The sequence below is a fragment of the Rhodococcus sp. 05-2254-5 genome (assembly GCF_002258575.1).
GTDB lineage: Bacteria > Actinomycetota > Actinomycetes > Mycobacteriales > Mycobacteriaceae > Rhodococcoides > Rhodococcoides fascians.
Genome location: NZ_NOZG01000027.1, coordinates 33494 through 50188, shown reverse-complemented (window position 1 = coordinate 50188; position 16695 = coordinate 33494). Strand labels below are relative to the sequence as shown.

Sequence of the window (16695 nt, the reverse complement as noted above, 5' to 3'; positions counted from 1 at the left end):
CTTTCTCCTACTTGATTGCGCCGAAGGACAGGCCGCGCACGAGCTTGTTCTGCGCGAACCATCCGGCAAGGACGACGGGAAGTGCTGCGAACGTCGCAGCTGCGGAAAGCTGGGCCCAGTACAGGCCCTGACCGGTGATGAATCCGACGAGGTACACCGGAATCGTCTGGGCCTGAACGGCAGTGAGGTTGACCGCGAAGAAGAACTCGTTCCACGAGAAGATCACGCAGATCAATGACGTGGCCGCGATGCCGGGCGAGACCAGCGGCAGGATCACCTCGCGTACCGAGGTCCACAGTGACGCGCCGTCCATACTCGCGGCTTCGAGCAGCTCGCTCGGTACCTCGAGGAAGAACGATCGCATCATCCACACGGCGATCGGAAGATTCATCGCGGTGTACAGCACGACCAAAGTCCAGATGTTGTCGAGCATTCCGATGTCACCGACGATGACGTACAGCGGGACGATCGCGGCGACGACGGGCAGCATCTTGGTGGAGATGAAGAAGAACAGCACGTCCTTCGTCTTCTTGACCGGACGCAATGACAGGGCAAAGGCAGCCGGAACACCCAGCAGCAGAACGAAGATCGTCGAGACGACGGTCGCGAACGCCGAGTTCAGCAACGTCGTGCCGATGCCGCTCTCCAGGACCCCTCGATACTGATCGAGGGTAGGTGTGAAGAACAGCTTGGGCGGGTCGGAGTAGGCGTCGGCCTCCTGCTTGAAACCGGTGAGGACCATCCACAGCACCGGGAAGAAGAACGCGATGCCTGCGACCCAGGCGACGAAGGACCAGATGGAACCCGGGCCCCACTTGCTCTTGCGCTTGATCGGCGCGGAAGTAGTTGTCTTGTCTACAGTTGCGGTACTCATCACGCAGCCTCCTCGGTTCCGCTGAAGCTCTTGAAGATCAGTCTCAGCGCCAGGGTGCTGACGATGATGGTGGCCACGACGGTGACGACGCCCATGGCCGCGGCCTGGCCGATGTCGAAGCCGAGGAACGCTCGCTGGTAGATGTAGAACGGCAGGTTCGCGCTCGCCACACCCGGTCCGCCGGAGGTCATCATGTAGACCGCGTCGAAGGTGTTGACGAGATAGATGGCCCCGAGCACCGCACCGAGCTCGATGAATCGACGCAGATGCGGCAACGTCAACTCACGGAACAGCTTGACCGGACCCGCACCATCGACCCGTGCGGCCTCGGCGATGTCCTTCGGCATCGACTGCAGGCCGGCAAGGATCAGCAGCATCATGAACGGGGTCCACTGCCAGATCAGGTTCGCCATGACGGCGGGCAATGGGTAGCGCGAGACCCAGTCGATCTGATCGACACCGAACGGACTCAGCGCGAAGTTGATCAGGCCGAAGACGGGATCGAACATCGTGGTCTTCCAGATCAACGCGCCGGCAACCGGGGTGATGAGGAACGGGGTGATCAATAGGGTGCGAATCAGGCTGCGGCCGATGAACTTCCGGTCCAACAGCAGAGCCAGGAACAACCCGAGAACCACCGAGATGATGACGGTTCCGACGATCATGATCACCGTGTTGAGGGCGACCTCACGGAACTGACTGTCCTGGAAGACTGCCACATAGTTGTTGAGCCAGTTGAACTTCTGCGAACCCGGTCGAACCAGGTTCCACGACTGCGTCGAGTAGTACAGCGTGAACAGGAACGGAACCTGGGTGACGAGAATGGCGAACACCATGGCCGGCAGCAGCGGGCCGCGGCGACGCCACCCTTCGGCCTTGGAGATCGTCCTCGGTCTCGGTACGAACTCCTCGGAATCGGCCTGCGCCGATCGTGTTGCGGTGGTGGTCATCCCTGGTCCTCCTGGTACGTCTTACCGACCACTTCGGCGTATTGCTGCGCTTGTTCGAGCGCGTCGTGGACGCTGATTCGTCCTGCTACTGCGGCGCTGATCTGTTGACTGACACGGGTTCCGAGGTCCTGGAACTCGGGGATCGTCAGGAACTGCACTCCGGTGTACGGAACCGGATCCACAGTGGGATTGTTCGGATCCGCGCCGTTGATCGAATCGAGGGTGACCTGACCGTACGCAGCGGACGCCTCCTCGTATTCGGGAATCTGGTAGGTCGACAGACGACTGCCGGGAGGCACTCGCTCCCAACCCAATTCGTTGCCGACCTTGTTCAGGTATTCCTTGCTGGTCATCCACGAGACGAACTTCCAGGCGTCGTCCGGATTCTCGGACGTCTTCGGGATTCCGAGGGCCCAGGAGTACAGCCACCCGTTGTCGCCCTTGGCGGCCGACGGTGCCTTGGCGTATCCGATCTTGCCGACGACGTTCGACGACGTCGGGTCTTCGAGGACCGACACTGCAGATGTGGCGTCGTACCACATTGCCGTATTTCCCTGCGACAGTTGCGTTCCGCATTCGCTGAAACCGCTCGTCGCTGCGCCTGCCTGACCGTGCTCACGTACCAGGTCGACGTAGAACTGAACGGCCTGTTCCACCTCTGGGCTGTTGAGCTGTGCGTTCCAGTTCTCGTCGAACCACCGACCACCGAATGCGTTGATGACGGTATCCAACGGGGCGAGTACTTCACCCCAACCGGGCTTGCCGCGCAAGCAGATTCCCGATACGTCCGGGCTGTCGAGCTTCGCGGCCGCGTCGGCGACCTCCTGCCAGGTGGGCTCCTCCGGCATGGTGATGCCGGCAGCCTCCATCAGGTCCTTCCGGTACATCAGGAAGGAGGATTCGCCGTAGAACGGCACCGAGTACATGCTCCCCTCGTACGACAGCGACTCCTTCAGGGTGGGAATGAAGTCGTCCTCGTCGTAGCCCGGTGTTGCGTCGGCATACTCGGACAGGTTGGTCAGCCAGCCGTTCTCGGCCCACTGCGGGGTCTCGAAGTTACTGATCATCACCACGTCGAACTCGCCGCCGCCGGTGGCGACCGAGGCGGTGATCTTGGCCCGCGCCTCGTTCTCCGACAGCGACACGAACTTCAGATTGATGCCGGGGTTCTCCGCCTCGAACTCCGGAGCGAGCGAAATGGCGTCGGACATCTGTGAATTGGAGACGATCGCGACGGTGATCGTCTTGCCGTCACCGTCACCACCGAACGAGCCGGCTCCGGCGCAGCCGGACAGCACCAAGGTTGTCGCAAGCGATGCCGCGACAGCCACTTTCGGTAAAACCCTCACTGAAATACCTTTCCATTGGAGGTCGCCGTTGCAGGAGCTTGCGCAACGAGCCAGCGTGCACTTTCGATGTCGGTCACCAGGATCGAGGCCAGTCCGCCGCGCAGAGCACCGAGGAGCGCCTCGTGTTTACGTTGCCCACCGGTGACGAGCACAGCCCGATCACACGCCCTGATGGCGTCGAGCCCCACCGACACGGTTCGGCCGGGGAGTGATCCTCCGGTATCGATGCCGTCGGCGTCGTAGAACCGTCCGCCGATCTCGCCGACTGCACCGAGGCGGCGCAATTCTTCGAGCACGTCGAGGTCGATGAAGCTGCCCTCGAACAAGGTGGTGGACGTGGAAACGGGACCGATGCCGTACATCATCACATCGGCATCGGTCCCGGCTTTGAGGGCGCGAGAGATCACGGAATCCTGCTCCAACGCAACGACTGTCGCCTGATCGGCGTACAGCGGCGCGTTGAGCCTGATGGGTGTCGCTTGCAGGTACGCAGCGCACCGTCCGAGTGTGTACTCGACACCGGTCTGATAGTCGGCCGAGGTGATCGAGCCGTCGAGTTGTACCACCGCAGCACATTTGGTGGATCGGGTCTTCAGCGAGCTCGCCACCGCCACCGTTTCGGGGCCCCAGGTGAACCCCAGGACGTCGCGATCCTTGAGTCGACGCGAGAGCAACGTCGCTGCCGCTCGGCCGAGGGATCCGTAGCCGGTGTCCGTGCCGTCGATGACGTCCGAGACGACCAACACCTCGGTGAGTCCGAACTTCGCTTCGAGCTCACGCTCGACGTCCGCATGCACGGTGCCCTGCAGATCGTCGGGGACGTTGATCTCGATCGACACGAGCCCCTGGGAACGAGCCCGCGCGACCAACCGTCCTGCAGTCGGGCGCGAGACGCCCAGCTTCACGGCGATCTCGGCCTGCGTCGCACCTTCGAGGTGATACATGGTGGCGGCGCGCAGAGCCAGCCGGAGATCTTCTCCCGACCGCGCGGACTTCGCCCCGCCGGGCTCCGATCCGTCCATGACGCCTCCCTGACCAGTGAGCAAATGCTCAGCTCGTGTTCATCTGCTCACTAAGCTAACATTAAGGTGTGATCTACACAACACCCCCTCGCATCCAGCGGCCCGTGCCACAGTCCATGCAGGCCAGCGTGCTCACCGGCGTGCACGAGATACGAATGGAAGACCGGCCGGTGCCGACCCCCGCCCACGACGAGGTGCTGGTCCAGGTCACTGCCGTCGGCGTGTGCGGGTCCGATGCGCATTACTACCGGGAGGGACGCATCGGCGAGTACGTGGTCGACGGCCCGCTGGTCCTCGGTCACGAGGCGGCCGGTGTGATCGTCGCGGTCGGCTCCGATGTGTCCGACGCCCGCGTCGGGCAGCGGGTGTCCATCGAACCGCAGCGTCCCGATCCCACCAGCGCCCAGTCGCGCGCCGGCCGTTACAACCTGTGCCCGGCCATGGAATTCTTCGCCACGCCGCCGATCGACGGCGCGCTGGCAGAGTACGTACTGATCCAGTCGGTGTTCGCCCACGACGTCCCCGACTCGATCTCCGACGAGGCCGCAGCACTGTTCGAGCCGCTGTCGGTCGGTATCGCCTCGGCGCAGAAGGCCGGAATCACCGCCGGATCCAGCGTGCTCATCGCGGGCGCAGGCCCGGTCGGCATCGTCACCGCCCAGGTGGCCCGTGCTTTCGGTGCCACCGAGGTGATCGTCAGTGATATCGACGCACCGAGACGTGACAATGCCGCGAAACTCGGTGCGACGCGGGTGCTCGATCCAGCAGTGGAGGACGTACGTGCGCTGGAAGTGGACGCGTTCATCGACGCGTCGGGTGCCGCTCGGGCCGTCGTCGACGGTATTCATGCTGTGCGGCCGGCGGGTACCGTCGTACTGGTGGGCATGGGCGGCTCGGATTACCCGCTCCCCATCTCACTGATTCAGAACCGAGAACTGGTTCTCACCGGCGTCTTTCGGTACGCCAACACGTGGCCGATCGCGCGCGAGCTCGTCCTGGCCGGTCGCGTCGACCTCGATGCTATGGTCACCGCGCGTTTCGGCCTCGATCGCGTCGAGGATGCCTTGAATGCAGACAAGCAACCCGGCAGCATCAAAGCCGTTGTGATTCCGGGTCTTTCCCAGAGCCCATCGAAGGAGACGAACGTATGAAGTTGAACTCGCGCAATCTCGACGACTTCATCGAGGACGTGGCCGTTCCCACCTACGACCGTTCCGACGTCACCGTGGGCATCGTGCATTTCGGTGTCGGCGGCTTCCATCGAGCACATCAGGCGATGTACATCGACCGGTTGTTGCAACAGGGGCAAGGGTCCGAGTGGGGCATCTGTGGAGTGGGCGTACTTCCCGGAGACCGCCGGATGAAGGACGTGATGGAGGCGCAGAACTGCCTGTACACGTTGGCGCTCAAGCATTCCGACGGCACGTGGGACACCCGCGTCATCGGATCCATCGTCGAATATCTCTTCGCGCCCGACGACGCAGAGGCCGTCGTCGAGAAGATGGCCGCGGAGACCACGAGGATCGTCTCCCTCACGATCACCGAGGGCGGCTACAACTTCTCCGCGACGACGGGTGAGTTCGACGTCGAAAACCCCGCCATCGTCGCCGATCTCGTGGACGGGGCCGTTCCGGCAACCACATTCGGGCTCGTCGTGGAGGCATTGTCACGGCGCAAGGAACGCGGACTGAAGCCGTTCACGATCATGTCGTGCGACAACATCGAAGGCAACGGCCACATCGCACAATCGACATTCACCACCTTTGCCCGCCTGAAGGATCCAGCTCTCGCAGAGTGGATCGCCGCAGAAGGGGCGTTCCCCAACTCCATGGTCGACCGCATCACTCCGGTCACGACACCGGAAGTGATCGAGGAACTCTCGGCTCGCTACGCCATTGACGATCAGTGGCCCGTAGCCGGTGAGCCGTTCACACAGTGGGTGCTCGAGGACAACTTCACGCTGGGACGACCCCCTCTCGAGGACGTCGGAGTTCAGGTTGTCGACGACGTCACGCCGTACGAGCTGATGAAGCTACGGCTGCTCAACGCCAGCCATCAGGCGCTCGCGTATTTCGGCTACCTCAGCGGTTTTCGACTGGTGCACGAAGTCTGTCAGGACCCGCAGTTCGCCGCGTTCCTACTCGCGTACATGGACGAGGAAGCAACGCCCACATTGCAACCCGTTCCCGGCATCGACCTCGCCGAATACAAGCACACGCTCATCGAACGGTTCTCCAACCCGGAAATCCGCGACACCGTCGCCCGCCTGTGCGCTGAGTCCTCGGATCGAATTCCCAAGTGGCTGTTGCCCGTAATCCGCAAGAATCTCGAGAGCGGCGGTGAGATCACTCGCTCCACCGCAGTCGTTGCCAGTTGGGCACGCTACGCCGAGGCAGTCGACGAGGCCGGTGAGCCCATCGACATCGTCGATCAACTGAAGGATTCACTCGTTCCGATCGCGCGGAGTCAGCGAGAGAATCCGACGGCCTTCATCGCCAATCGAGCAGTGTTCGGCGATCTGATCGACAACGAACGTTTCGTCGCCGAGTACACGACACAGTTGGCGTCACTTCAGGAGAAGGGTGCTCGCGCGACCCTGGAGGCGCTCATGTCGACTCGCTGAATTTTTCGGTGTCTCGAACCTGACCGGAGACGATGACGGTATCGCCTGCGCCGATCACCGTGTCTGCCGTGGCGTAGGTGAACCCTTCACCCGGACGCTTGACTGCAACGACGGTTACTCCGTGCTTGGTGCGAATTCCACTCTCGCCCAGAGTTTTTCCTAGCAGCGAGGCCGGGGGCGACGTCTTCGCCATGGCAAAGCCGTCGTCGAACTCGATGTAGTCCATCATCCGACCACGTACCAGGTGAGCTACTCGCTTACCCATGTCGTGCTCGGGCCTGACGACGTGGTGGACGCCGATCTGGCTGAGAATCTTGGCGTGCGCGTTGCTCAGAGCCTTGGCCCAGATGGTCGACATCGACAGATTCACCAGAGCCGATGCGGTGAGCAGGCTCGCTTCGAGATTGGAACCGATGCCCACGACGGCGCGGTCGTACTCGTGTACCGAAAGTTGTCGCAACGACTCCTCGTCGGTGGTATCGGCCACCACAGCATGCGTCAAACGGTCTGCCACGCGTTGCACTACGGCCTCGTCGCTGTCGACGCCGAGCACCTCGACTCCCTGGCTCATCAGTTCCAGCGCCAGCGACTTACCGAAGCGGCCGAGACCGAGAACGACGACGACGTCGGAGGACGGTTTCCTAGCCAATGAACGGCCTTTCCGTGGGAAGCGTGTAGCGCCGACCGCGGTCGCGGGCGGCGAGAGCACTGACCAGAGTGATGGAACCGATGCGGCCCAGATACATCAGCACGATCAGAATCATCTGGCCCCAGCCCGGCAACTGCGCGGTGATTCCGGTGGACAGGCCCACCGTCGCGAATGCCGAGACGACCTCGAAGAGAAGCACGTCGAGGTCGAAGTTCGTACCGGCCAACAGCGCCACCACCGGCAGCATGATGAGGGCCACCCCGATCAACGCGACGGTCAATGCCTGACGTTGCACCCGAGGATCTATTCGACGGTCGAACACCGTCACCTCGCGGTCACCGCGGATTTCGGCCACGATGACGAACAGCAGCAAGGCAAATGTGGTGACCTTGATGCCGCCTGCCGTACCGCCGCTGCCACCACCGATGAACATCAGGACATCGGTGATCAAGAGGGTCGCGTTGTCCACATCCGCGTAATCGACACTGTTGAAGCCTGCGGTGCGGGGCATGACGCCCTGGAACGTCGCGACGAGCATCTTGTCCCAGAACCCGAATCCGCCCAGGGTTCTCGACCACTCGAAAAGCAACACCACCGTCGGACCGAGAACCAACAGAACGGCGGTGACGGACAACGTCATCCGGGTGTGCAAGGTCCAGCGCTTGCGAGAACGAACGCCGCGAGCACGTGATCGGATACGACGGGCGATCTCGAACAGAACCGGAAACCCGATGCCGCCCAGCACGACCGCGATCAACAACGGCACACAGATCCACGGGTCGGTGGCGAACCCGATCATGTTGTCGCTGAAGAGCGCGAATCCGGCGTTGTTGAACGCCGACACGGAATGGAAGATCCCCAGCCAGAGCGCGCGGCCGAGGGGCTCGTCGTATCCGAAGAAGAAGCGCGCCGCCAGACAGAGCGCGACAACACCCTCGATGATCAGACTGGTACGAAACACACCCACGACGACGCTACGAACGTCGCCCAGCCCCGATGTGCGTACCTCGGCTGCCGCATTCAACCTGCCCCGAAGACCGATCCGATCCGCCAGGAGCAGACCGACCAAGGACGCGATCGTCATGATCCCGAACCCGCCGATCTGAATCAGGCCGAGAATGACGCCCTGGCCAAGACCCGACCAGTACACCGGGGTGTCCACCACGATCAGACCCGTCAGGCTCACCGCCGAGGTGGACGTGAACAGCGCCTGCAGAATCCCGGTGTCGTTTCCAGGCACGGTGGCCGCCGGAACCATCAGGATGCCCGCACCGAGGAGTATGGCCACCGCGAAACCCGTTGCCATCACTCTGACCGGCGTCGGCCTGAAGAGCGCGAACCCTCGTGATGCCTGGTGAGCGTCTGTCACCCGGCAGACAGTACCGGTGGGACGAGCCGCTTCGCGGTACGTGCGCGGAACTTCGTAGCAGGGGTCGAGTTTCCGCGCACGTCAGGGCTCCACCGCCTACGGCATCAGTCGACCAAGCGCTCCCCGGTCACAGTGGAGAACAGGTGGGTGCGCTCGGCGGCGTAGGAGAGCGTGATCGTCGATCCGCGTTCCGGTGGGATGCGGCCGTCGGCGCGGACGACGATGGGCTGACGCGTGCCGTTGATATCGGCCTGGCCGTAGACGTAGGCGTCGGCTCCGAGTTCTTCGACGACGTCGATGGTCACTTCGAGGCCTGCCCCGGTGGTGATCTGCAGGTCCTCGGGCCGCACACCGAGCGTCACTGTGTTCTCGCCGATTCCGGCGATGGCGGAGCGGGGAACCGGAACCACTTCACCGCCGAAGCGGACGCCGCCGTCGACGAGCGGTAGCTCGAGCAGATTCATTGCAGGCGATCCGATGAAGCCGGCGACGAACACGTTGTTCGGGTGTTCGTACATGCGCCTCGGCGAGTCACACTGCTGCAGCACACCGTCTTTGAGGACGGCCACGCGATCGCCCATCGTCATGGCCTCGACCTGATCGTGGGTGACGTACACGGTCGTCGTGGCGAGCCTGCGTTGCAGTGCAGAGATCTGCGCGCGGGTCTGCACTCGAAGCTTGGCGTCGAGGTTGGACAGCGGCTCATCCATGAGGAACACCTGGGGTTTGCGAACGATGGCGCGGCCCATGGCGACTCGCTGACGCTGGCCGCCGGAGAGCGCTTTGGGTTTGCGGTCGAGGAATTTGGTGAGATCGAGGATCTTGGCAGCGTCCTCGACGCGGCGCTTGATCTCGGCCTTGTCCTCGCCGGCGATGCGAAGTCCGAATCCCATGTTCTCGCCGACCGTCATGTGCGGATACAGGGCGTAGTTCTGGAAGACCATCGCAATGTCTCGATCCTTGGGCTGATGGTCGGTGACGTCCTTGCCGCCGATGGTGATGGTTCCCCTGTCGACTTCTTCGAGACCGGCGAGCATGCGCAGCGACGTCGACTTTCCGCAGCCGGACGGGCCCACGAGGACGAGGAATTCACCGTCCTGGATGTCGAGATCGAGCTGGTCGACTGCAGCCTTGTCGCCGCCGGGAAACAGTTTGGTGACGCCCTGAAATGCAACGGTGGCCATGATGGTGGTCCCTTCACCGGCAGGAACGTGCCGGACGATCCGAGTGAGATTCATGTATGTGAATGGATGCCAGAATGCTGACTTCGTTTAGAAGTATGTATTACTGTGATGCCCATTACAAGGTTTCCATCGAAGGAGTTCGAGAAGAATGACCGACACCGTTTCACGAGTGCTCATCACCGGGGCCGCAGGCAACATGGGGGCGATGCTCAGGCCTCTACTGGCGACTCCCGGCCGCACGCTGCGCCTGTTCGATATCGCCGAGATCACCGACATCGATTCGGCCACAGAGGAATTCGTACAGGGTTCGGTCACCGATCGCGCTGCCGTGGCCGCCGCGGTGGACGGTGTCGATGCAATCCTGCACCTTGGGGGATTGAGCACCGAGGACTCGTGGGCCAACATTCTGTCGGTGAACGTCGACGGCACTCAGGCAGTCTTCGAAGCCGCTGTGGCGCAGGGGGTTTCTCGGATAGTGGTGGCGTCGAGCAATCACGCAGTCGGATTCTGGACGCACGACGAGGCAGGCGACTCGCCACTTCCGGGCGACGCCGTTCCGCGACCCGACGGATTCTACGGGTGGAGCAAGGCAGCGGTCGAAGCCCTCGGCCGGATGTACCACGACCGCTTCGGTATCGACGTCGTCAATCTGCGTATCGGTTCGAGCTTCGCCGCGCCGCCCAACTACCGCGGCCTGGCCACCTGGATGTCGCCCGCCGACACTGCGCGACTGATCGAGGCCTCACTGTCGGACAGCGCCAAAGGTTTTCACACCGTGTGGGGAATCTCGAAGAACTCGCGCGCATGGTGGTCGGGCAACGAGGGTGCGGAGATCGGATACCTGCCTCGCGACGACGCGGAACAGTTCGCCGAGCAATTCCTGGCCGAACACGAGTGGACGTTCAGCGATCCGATCCTGCAGCGAGTCGGCGGCGCGTTCTGTGATCACCCGCTCGGCCAACGGATGCGGTGATGCACCCTCTGCTCCACTCGACCACCCGGACTGCGGGATTCCGCGCCGAGGCCGGTCGAGTGGAGCACCCGTTGTCGACCCCTACGAATACGTTGTGACGATCGACCCCAGCGCATCGAGCTGGGGTCGATTGACGAGACCGAGGTGATAGAGGTGCAGCTCGTTCGCCCCCGCGTCGAGGGTCGCGGCCACATGCGCAGCGACCTCGTCCAGCTTCTTCGGCGGCAGTACCGATACGTAGGCACCGACGTCCACCCCGTCGCCGACGGCCGCGCGGGTTGCCTGCACCACCGACACCGTCTCGGCCGTTCCCGGCCAGGCCGACACGAGCACCGCATCGACATCGGCGGGCGCGGAGGCGGTCAACGCAGGCGAAGGCCCGGTCTTCCATGGATCCGGGTGACCGTGCAGCGTCACGCGTGCCGACGGCGCCTGTTCACGCACGGCGGCAAGCACTTCCGCGCGAAGGTGATCGGCGTCGGCGTGCCGGACGGCGAGCACCGCGTCGATCTCGTCGGCGGCCAACACGTCCGTGATCGCCGCACCGGCAGGCAAGGTTCCGGCCGACAGGGCGTCGACACCGTCGCGCAGCTTGTGCGTCACCTTCCCCGAGTCGACGCCTCGTTCGCTCCAGGCGTCGAGCTCGCGCTGTGTGCAGCTGATCGACATCAGCGTGTCGCCGATGCCAGGGAACGCGCCGTCCGTCTTCTCGTGTGGTCCGACATGAGCGAAGCCCAGCTGCCCGCAGGCCTCGACGGACACCCCGTGTACTTCGACGCCGCGGATCGCTTCGGCCGCGAGCGTGGCGCTGTAACGCACGATGTCGGGATGCCCTGGTGCGAGGGCATAGCGATAGGCATCTCCGAAACAGTTGACGACGGTCGCCTCGGGATGGGCGTGGCCGAGAATTGTGCTGTGTGTCAGCACGATCCACGCGTTCACCAGGAATCCGGCCTCCCGCAGCACACCCGCTGCCTCGCCGAACGCGTCCTCGGCACCGCCCCAGGCGGCCGTCCGCGCAGTGATCGTGTGCCCGGCCCAAGCGTCGGGACGAACCGGTCGATACAGCGCTGCGTGGTGGGCGTCGACCACTTTGTGCTGCGGATGCAGCGGGGTTGCCGCTCTGGTGGAGTGGTACGTCGCGGCAAGCGAGATCTCGTGCACCCCGAGTGTGTTGGCGCGTTCGACGAAATGCGGATCGCCCAGGACGTCCCAGGGGTAGGCGTGCGCGACGATGCGGTCGACGGTCATGAAGATCATCCTTCGATGGCTGATTTGTTCGATAGAGAGAACTGAGTTCACACATGGGAACACAATTCGAGCCCAACTGTCCACGATTCACGCGACGAGCAGAGATCCGGCGAGCCCTGGGGGCATTCGACGATCCTTCGCGTCCGCACGTGACCCGCGGTCGGACCTGGACACGCGATGGCATCTCCGGCGTGGAGCTGAACTGGGATGACACGTCCGCATGGCTGCTGACGCCCCCGGACGCAAAGACTCCACTGCCCGCGATCCTGCTCATGCACGGTCACGACGGGATGAAGTTCTACGGCAAGGAGAAGGTGGCAGAGGGCCCTGACGGCATGGCACCCGACCTCGAGGAGTTGCGCAGGCGCGGATACGGCGGCAGCGCGCCCGCCGCCCGTCTGGTTGCAGCGGGTTTCGCAGTCCTGGTCCACGACGTGTTCCCGTGGGGCAGTCGCCGGGTGCCGTGGGAGGACCTCCCCGAGCGGGCTCGACGTGCCGGTGCCCAACTGGAAGGGCTGCCGAGATACGAGGCCGCCGCACGCGAGCACGAGCACGGACTCGCAAAAATGGCAGCGCTACGGGGCAGTTCATTGGCCGGGCAGGTGCTGAGCGAGGACCTGATCGCGCTGCAGGTAATGACGGAGTGCCCCGAGGTGGACGCACACCGCATCGCCACTGCCGGCTTCTCCGGTGGCGGAGTGCGCGTCGCACATCTACTGGCGTGCAGCGATCGCCTGCGGGCAGGAGTGATTACGGCATCGATGAGCACGTTCGCCGATATCGCGAACGGTCACGCGGACGACACCACCTGGTTGATGATCACCCCGGGCCTGCCTGCGGTGTGCGACTGGCCGGAGATCGCCGGGGCAGCAGCCCCGACCCCATTGTTGGTCCAATTCGCTGAGCTGGACTCCCATTTCGGCATCCCCGGCATGCGCGACGCCGAGGCATCATTGCGCCGCGACTACGGAGAATCGGAAACACTGTTCACACAATGGTTTTCGGAACCGCATCGATTCACCACGACCATGCAGGACGCGGCGGCCGGCTGGTTGAGCCTGCACGTGTGACCGGGAATGCTTGACAGCGCTTGTGACTGCCGTCATAGTTGGTCCAGAAATTCACATAGAAGACGCTCGTTCAGATATGTGAACAGACAAAACTTGCACGACCCGGCTCACTCAGGGTCGGAAGACATCCCGCCAGACCCGCTCGCCGGCTTTCCATCCGGCCCCGAACGCTTCGGAGCGTCCCCATGGTCACCACCACACCACCCCGGTCGGGAGGTACCCGCGCGTCCAGCGCGGCCATCCCTCCCGTTCGACCGAAACGCAAGCGCCGCATCTCGGCCCCGTACATCCTGATCGCGCCCGTCGTCATCCTGCTGGCAGTGTTCATCTTCTACCCGGTCGGCAGCGTCTTCTACTACAGCCTGCAGTTCTACAACCCGACGACGCCGTGGGACAACGGCTTTGCGGGCCTGGAGAACTTCAAGCTGATGTTCGCCGACGACCTGTTCTGGAACAGCCTCGTCGTCACCGCCAAGTGGGTGGGCGTGCAGGTCGTGTTCCAGCTGATCCTCGGCCTCGGACTGGCCCTGCTGGTCAACGAGGTGTTCCGCGGACGCGGCCTGGCCCGTGCCCTGGTGTTCTCTCCCTGGGCCGTCTCCGGGGTGCTCACCACCGGCATCTGGCTGCTCATCTACAACCCGTCGACGGGATTGTTCAAACTGCTGGGCAACATGGGCATCGGCGACGGTACCGCCGCGCCGATCGCCGATCCGGACACCGCGTTCTGGGCCACCAGCGTTGCCGAGCTCTGGCGCGGAGTTCCGTTCTTCGCCATTCTCATCCTGGCCGAACTGCAGAGTGCGCCCAAGGATCTGTACGAGGCCGCGAACGTGGACGGCGCGAACCGCTGGCAACGCTTCCGGTTCGTGACGCTGCCACACCTCAAAGCCGTGATTATTCTGTCCACCCTGCTGCGCGGGGTCTGGGAGTTCAACAACGTCGATCTTCTCTACACCCTCACTGCGGGCGGACCAGCCGACGTGACAACCACGTTGCCGCTCTACGTCTCTCAGCTCGCAACCACCGCGCAGGACTTCGGGTACGGATCGGCTCTGACCACCGTGGCCTTCGTGATCCTGCTCTTCTGCTCGATCCTCTACTTGCGCCTCAGCAAATTCAACAGCGATAAGGCCTGACGCACATGACCACTACCGCAGACCGTCCCGTCGTGACCACTCCGCCGCAGGACCACTCCGAGAAGGTGCGCGTGCATCGCGCAAAGCCCCGCGTGTTCAGCGTCGGCCTTCCGTTGGCCGTCTACCTGCTCTTCACCCTCGTCCCGTTCTACTGGATGATCGTCTTCGCGTTCCGGCCTGCCGGGTCCAATTCGATGCTCCCCTGGCCTATCACGCTCGACCATTTCGACACCGTCTGGAACACCCTCGGCTTCAGCTTCTTCTTCAAGAACAGCCTCATCGTGGCCGGCCTGTCTCTCGTGCTCACCACCTTCGTCGCGCTGGCGACCGGCTATGCGTTGGCACGCTTCAAATTCCGCGCCAAGATTCCCCTCGTGATGGCTCTGCTGTGCAGCCAGTTCGTCCCCGGCGCGATGCTGCTCATTCCGCTGTTCCAGGTTTTCCGCGAAATGGGCCTGGTGAACAACCTCTTCGGTCTCATCGTCGCCGATACCGTCTTCCAACTACCACTTGCAGCAATGCTGATGGCAGGCTTCATCTCTCAGATCCCCGTCGAACTCGAAGAGGCCGCGATGGTCGATGGCTGCTCGCGTCTGAAAGCCTTCCGAATCATCATGCTCCCGCTTCTGCGGCCCGGGTTGATCGCCGTCGGTTCCTTCGCATTCATCGGCAGCTGGAACAACTTCCTGTTCGGTCTGATGTTCATCAGTAGCCAGGACAAGTTCACTCTCCCAGTCGGTTTGAGCTACACGATCGGCTCCTACAACGTCGACTTCGGCGTCCTCGCGGCCGGCGGTCTGATCGCCGCAGTGCCCGTGGTCGCGGTCTTCGCCGTCATCCAGAAGTACCTCGTCCAAGGCCTCAGCGCCGGTGCGGTGAAGGGCTGATCATGACGTACGGAAAGAGAATCGACATGAATCGACGCACCCTGCTGCGCACCACCCTCGTCGGTGCGGTGGCCACGCTCGTGCTGGCATCCTGCAGTTCCGAGACCTCCCTGCCCGACGGTGCCCTCGGCGATCCGAACAGCGGAACCCTCACGTTCTGGGACAACAACGCCGGGCCTGATCGAACCCCGTTGTACGAGGAACTGATTCGACGCTTCGAGAACATCAACCCAGGCATCGACATCGAATACGTCGGTCTACCGTCCGACAGTGCCCAGCAGAAGTATCAGACAGCCCTCGCCGGTGGGTCGGCTCCCGATCTGGGCATCGTATCCACCGCGTACCTCGCACCGCTCGTTGCCCAGAGTGCCGTGATTCCGCTCGACGACTTCATGGCAGCCTCTCCGCAGAAGGACCAGTACGACCCGAAGATCATCGAGTCGGCGATGGAGTCCGGAGGCGGCGAGAACCTGTACGGTCTGCCGTTCACCAGTAACAACGCCACGCTGTGGTACCGAGCCGACTGGTTCGCGGAGGCCGGCATCGAGCCACCGGATACCTGGGACGAATTCTACGAAGCCGCAGACGAACTGACCGACAAGTCCGCGGGTCGTTACGGGTTCACCATCCGAGGCGGTGCCGGCTCGATCTACCCGTTGTTGCAGCACATGTTCGCCACCACCGGCATCGACAACTTCTTCGACGGTAGCGAATCCACCGTCAACCGGCCCGAGATGGTGGACGCCATCGAACGTTTTGCGGCCCTCTACGACGTCGACACACCTACCGCCGACGTCAACAACGGTTTTCCACAGATGGTCGCCAGCTTCGGCGGTGGTTCGGTTGCGATGATGCAGCACAACCTCGGATCACTGAGCAACCACCGCAAGGCACTCGGCGACAAAGTCGGTGCCGTTGCGCTTCCACTCGCGGACAACGGCGTCCGCACGGTGATGACCGATCCGTTCCCCTCCTACACAGTGTTCAAGAGTAGCCAGCACCAGGCAGCGGCCTGGAAGTTCCTCGAGTTCATGACCTCGCCGGATTCGCAGGCCTATTGGAACGAGAACGTCGGCCAAATCCCGGTCAATGCCACCGCCAGATCCGCACCGTCCTTCCAGACGATGCCATCGGTCCAGGCGGCCCAGTCCGCCCTCGACGATCCGAAGACCGTGCTGGTCACCCCGCCGGACTATCTACCCGATTTCGGAAAGATCGTGCAGGTTCAGATGCTCGGGCAGTGGCAGAAGGTGCTCATCGGACAGCTCAGCGCCCAGGATTTCGCCGACGACTTCGCCGAGAAGCTCAACCGTTCCAAGGCCAAATACGATGCCCGACAGGGTAAATAGGGGTTCCAC

Annotated in this window: 15 protein-coding genes; 7 read left to right on the top strand and 8 right to left on the bottom strand. The window is 63.1% G+C overall.

What is annotated here, in order from left to right; genetic code table 11:
• Positions 1-7: 7 nt before the first annotated feature.
• The 4 genes from CH278_RS18190 to CH278_RS18175 are packed head-to-tail and all read right to left on the bottom strand — an operon-like array spanning position 8 to position 4195.
• On the bottom strand, positions 8-874 hold the full coding sequence (locus CH278_RS18190; RefSeq protein ID WP_027495337.1) for a carbohydrate ABC transporter permease: 867 nt from the start codon (positions 872-874) through the stop codon (positions 8-10).
• A complete protein-coding gene (locus CH278_RS18185; protein WP_032367121.1) occupies positions 874-1824 on the bottom strand; it encodes a carbohydrate ABC transporter permease in 951 nt (316 codons plus the stop codon). The genes CH278_RS18190 and CH278_RS18185 overlap by 1 nt, the downstream gene beginning before the upstream one ends.
• Positions 1821-3173 carry an ABC transporter substrate-binding protein gene (locus CH278_RS18180; protein WP_441344194.1) on the bottom strand — a complete coding sequence of 451 codons (1353 nt, stop codon included), beginning with the start codon at positions 3171-3173 and terminating at the stop codon, positions 1821-1823. The genes CH278_RS18185 and CH278_RS18180 overlap by 4 nt, the downstream gene beginning before the upstream one ends.
• Positions 3170-4195 carry a sugar-binding transcriptional regulator gene (locus tag CH278_RS18175; protein ID WP_094622548.1) on the bottom strand — a complete coding sequence of 342 codons (1026 nt, stop codon included), beginning with the start codon at positions 4193-4195 and terminating at the stop codon, positions 3170-3172. Before CH278_RS18175 ends, CH278_RS18180 begins: the two co-directional genes overlap by 4 nt.
• A 116-nt stretch (positions 4196-4311) precedes the next feature.
• On the opposite strand from CH278_RS18175, the gene CH278_RS18170 reads away from it, so the two are divergent.
• Positions 4312-5346 (top strand): NAD(P)-dependent alcohol dehydrogenase, encoded by a 1035-nt coding sequence (locus CH278_RS18170; RefSeq protein WP_032383310.1) that lies wholly within the window; start codon positions 4312-4314, stop codon positions 5344-5346.
• On the top strand, positions 5343-6818 hold the full coding sequence (locus CH278_RS18165) for a mannitol dehydrogenase family protein (RefSeq protein WP_094622547.1): 1476 nt from the start codon (positions 5343-5345) through the stop codon (positions 6816-6818). Before CH278_RS18170 ends, CH278_RS18165 begins: the two co-directional genes overlap by 4 nt.
• Here the strand turns inward: CH278_RS18165 and CH278_RS18160 are convergent.
• From CH278_RS18160 to CH278_RS18150, 3 genes are all read right to left on the bottom strand, one after another.
• Entirely contained in the window at positions 6802-7467 is a 666-nt protein-coding gene (locus CH278_RS18160) for a potassium channel family protein (protein ID WP_027495332.1), read from the bottom strand. The genes CH278_RS18165 and CH278_RS18160 overlap by 17 nt on opposite strands.
• Positions 7460-8773, bottom strand: coding sequence for a TrkH family potassium uptake protein (locus tag CH278_RS18155; protein WP_094622546.1), 1314 nt, complete (start codon positions 8771-8773; stop codon positions 7460-7462). Before CH278_RS18155 ends, CH278_RS18160 begins: the two co-directional genes overlap by 8 nt.
• A gap of 167 nt (positions 8774-8940) precedes the next feature.
• Positions 8941-10020, bottom strand: a complete 1080-nt coding sequence (locus CH278_RS18150) for an ABC transporter ATP-binding protein (protein ID WP_032406206.1) — start codon at positions 10018-10020, stop codon at positions 8941-8943.
• Between the two features lie 148 nt (positions 10021-10168).
• Between CH278_RS18150 and CH278_RS18145 the strand changes: the two genes are divergently transcribed.
• A complete protein-coding gene (locus CH278_RS18145; RefSeq protein ID WP_032383313.1) occupies positions 10169-10993 on the top strand; it encodes an NAD-dependent epimerase/dehydratase family protein in 825 nt (274 codons plus the stop codon).
• Between the two features lie 81 nt (positions 10994-11074).
• On the opposite strand, the gene CH278_RS18140 is transcribed toward CH278_RS18145, so the two are convergent.
• The gene (locus tag CH278_RS18140; protein WP_230597480.1) at positions 11075-12244 is read right to left on the bottom strand and encodes a hypothetical protein; all 1170 of its coding nucleotides are present in this window, start codon (positions 12242-12244) and stop codon (positions 11075-11077) included.
• A 149-nt stretch (positions 12245-12393) separates the two neighbouring features.
• On the opposite strand from CH278_RS18140, the gene CH278_RS18135 reads away from it, so the two are divergent.
• The 4 genes from CH278_RS18135 (at position 12394) to CH278_RS18120 (ending at position 16686) form a co-directional block, all read left to right on the top strand.
• A complete protein-coding gene (locus CH278_RS18135) occupies positions 12394-13314 on the top strand; it encodes a hypothetical protein (RefSeq protein ID WP_236253901.1) in 921 nt (306 codons plus the stop codon).
• Positions 13315-13499: 185 nt separating this feature from the next.
• Entirely contained in the window at positions 13500-14450 is a 951-nt protein-coding gene (locus CH278_RS18130; protein ID WP_048317892.1) for a carbohydrate ABC transporter permease, read from the top strand.
• 5 nt (positions 14451-14455) lie between these two features.
• Positions 14456-15337: a carbohydrate ABC transporter permease gene (locus CH278_RS18125; RefSeq protein WP_027495325.1), complete on the top strand. Its 882-nt coding sequence runs from the start codon at positions 14456-14458 to the stop codon at positions 15335-15337.
• 26 nt (positions 15338-15363) lie between these two features.
• Positions 15364-16686, top strand: a complete 1323-nt coding sequence (locus tag CH278_RS18120) for an ABC transporter substrate-binding protein (protein ID WP_027495324.1) — start codon at positions 15364-15366, stop codon at positions 16684-16686.
• Positions 16687-16695 lie beyond the last annotated feature (9 nt).

Bases quoted from the DNA above. Each gene is read 5' to 3' on its own strand.
- CH278_RS18140 (WP_230597480.1), bottom strand. From the start codon at position 12,244: ATGACCGTCGACCGCATCGTCGCGCACGCCTACCCCTGGGACGTCCTG.
- CH278_RS18170 (WP_032383310.1), top strand. From the start codon at position 4,312: ATGCAGGCCAGCGTGCTCACCGGCGTGCACGAGATACGAATGGAAGAC.
- CH278_RS18185 (WP_032367121.1), bottom strand. From the start codon at position 1,824: ATGACCACCACCGCAACACGATCGGCGCAGGCCGATTCCGAGGAGTTC.
- CH278_RS18125 (WP_027495325.1), top strand. From the start codon at position 14,456: ATGACCACTACCGCAGACCGTCCCGTCGTGACCACTCCGCCGCAGGAC.
- CH278_RS18165 (WP_094622547.1), top strand. From the start codon at position 5,343: ATGAAGTTGAACTCGCGCAATCTCGACGACTTCATCGAGGACGTGGCC.
- CH278_RS18145 (WP_032383313.1), top strand. From the start codon at position 10,169: ATGACCGACACCGTTTCACGAGTGCTCATCACCGGGGCCGCAGGCAAC.
- CH278_RS18190 (WP_027495337.1), bottom strand. From the start codon at position 874: ATGAGTACCGCAACTGTAGACAAGACAACTACTTCCGCGCCGATCAAG.
- CH278_RS18155 (WP_094622546.1), bottom strand. From the start codon at position 8,773: ATGGCAACGGGTTTCGCGGTGGCCATACTCCTCGGTGCGGGCATCCTG.
- CH278_RS18120 (WP_027495324.1), top strand. From the start codon at position 15,364: ATGAATCGACGCACCCTGCTGCGCACCACCCTCGTCGGTGCGGTGGCC.
- CH278_RS18150 (WP_032406206.1), bottom strand. From the start codon at position 10,020: ATGGCCACCGTTGCATTTCAGGGCGTCACCAAACTGTTTCCCGGCGGC.
- CH278_RS18130 (WP_048317892.1), top strand. From the start codon at position 13,500: ATGGTCACCACCACACCACCCCGGTCGGGAGGTACCCGCGCGTCCAGC.
- CH278_RS18175 (WP_094622548.1), bottom strand. From the start codon at position 4,195: ATGGACGGATCGGAGCCCGGCGGGGCGAAGTCCGCGCGGTCGGGAGAA.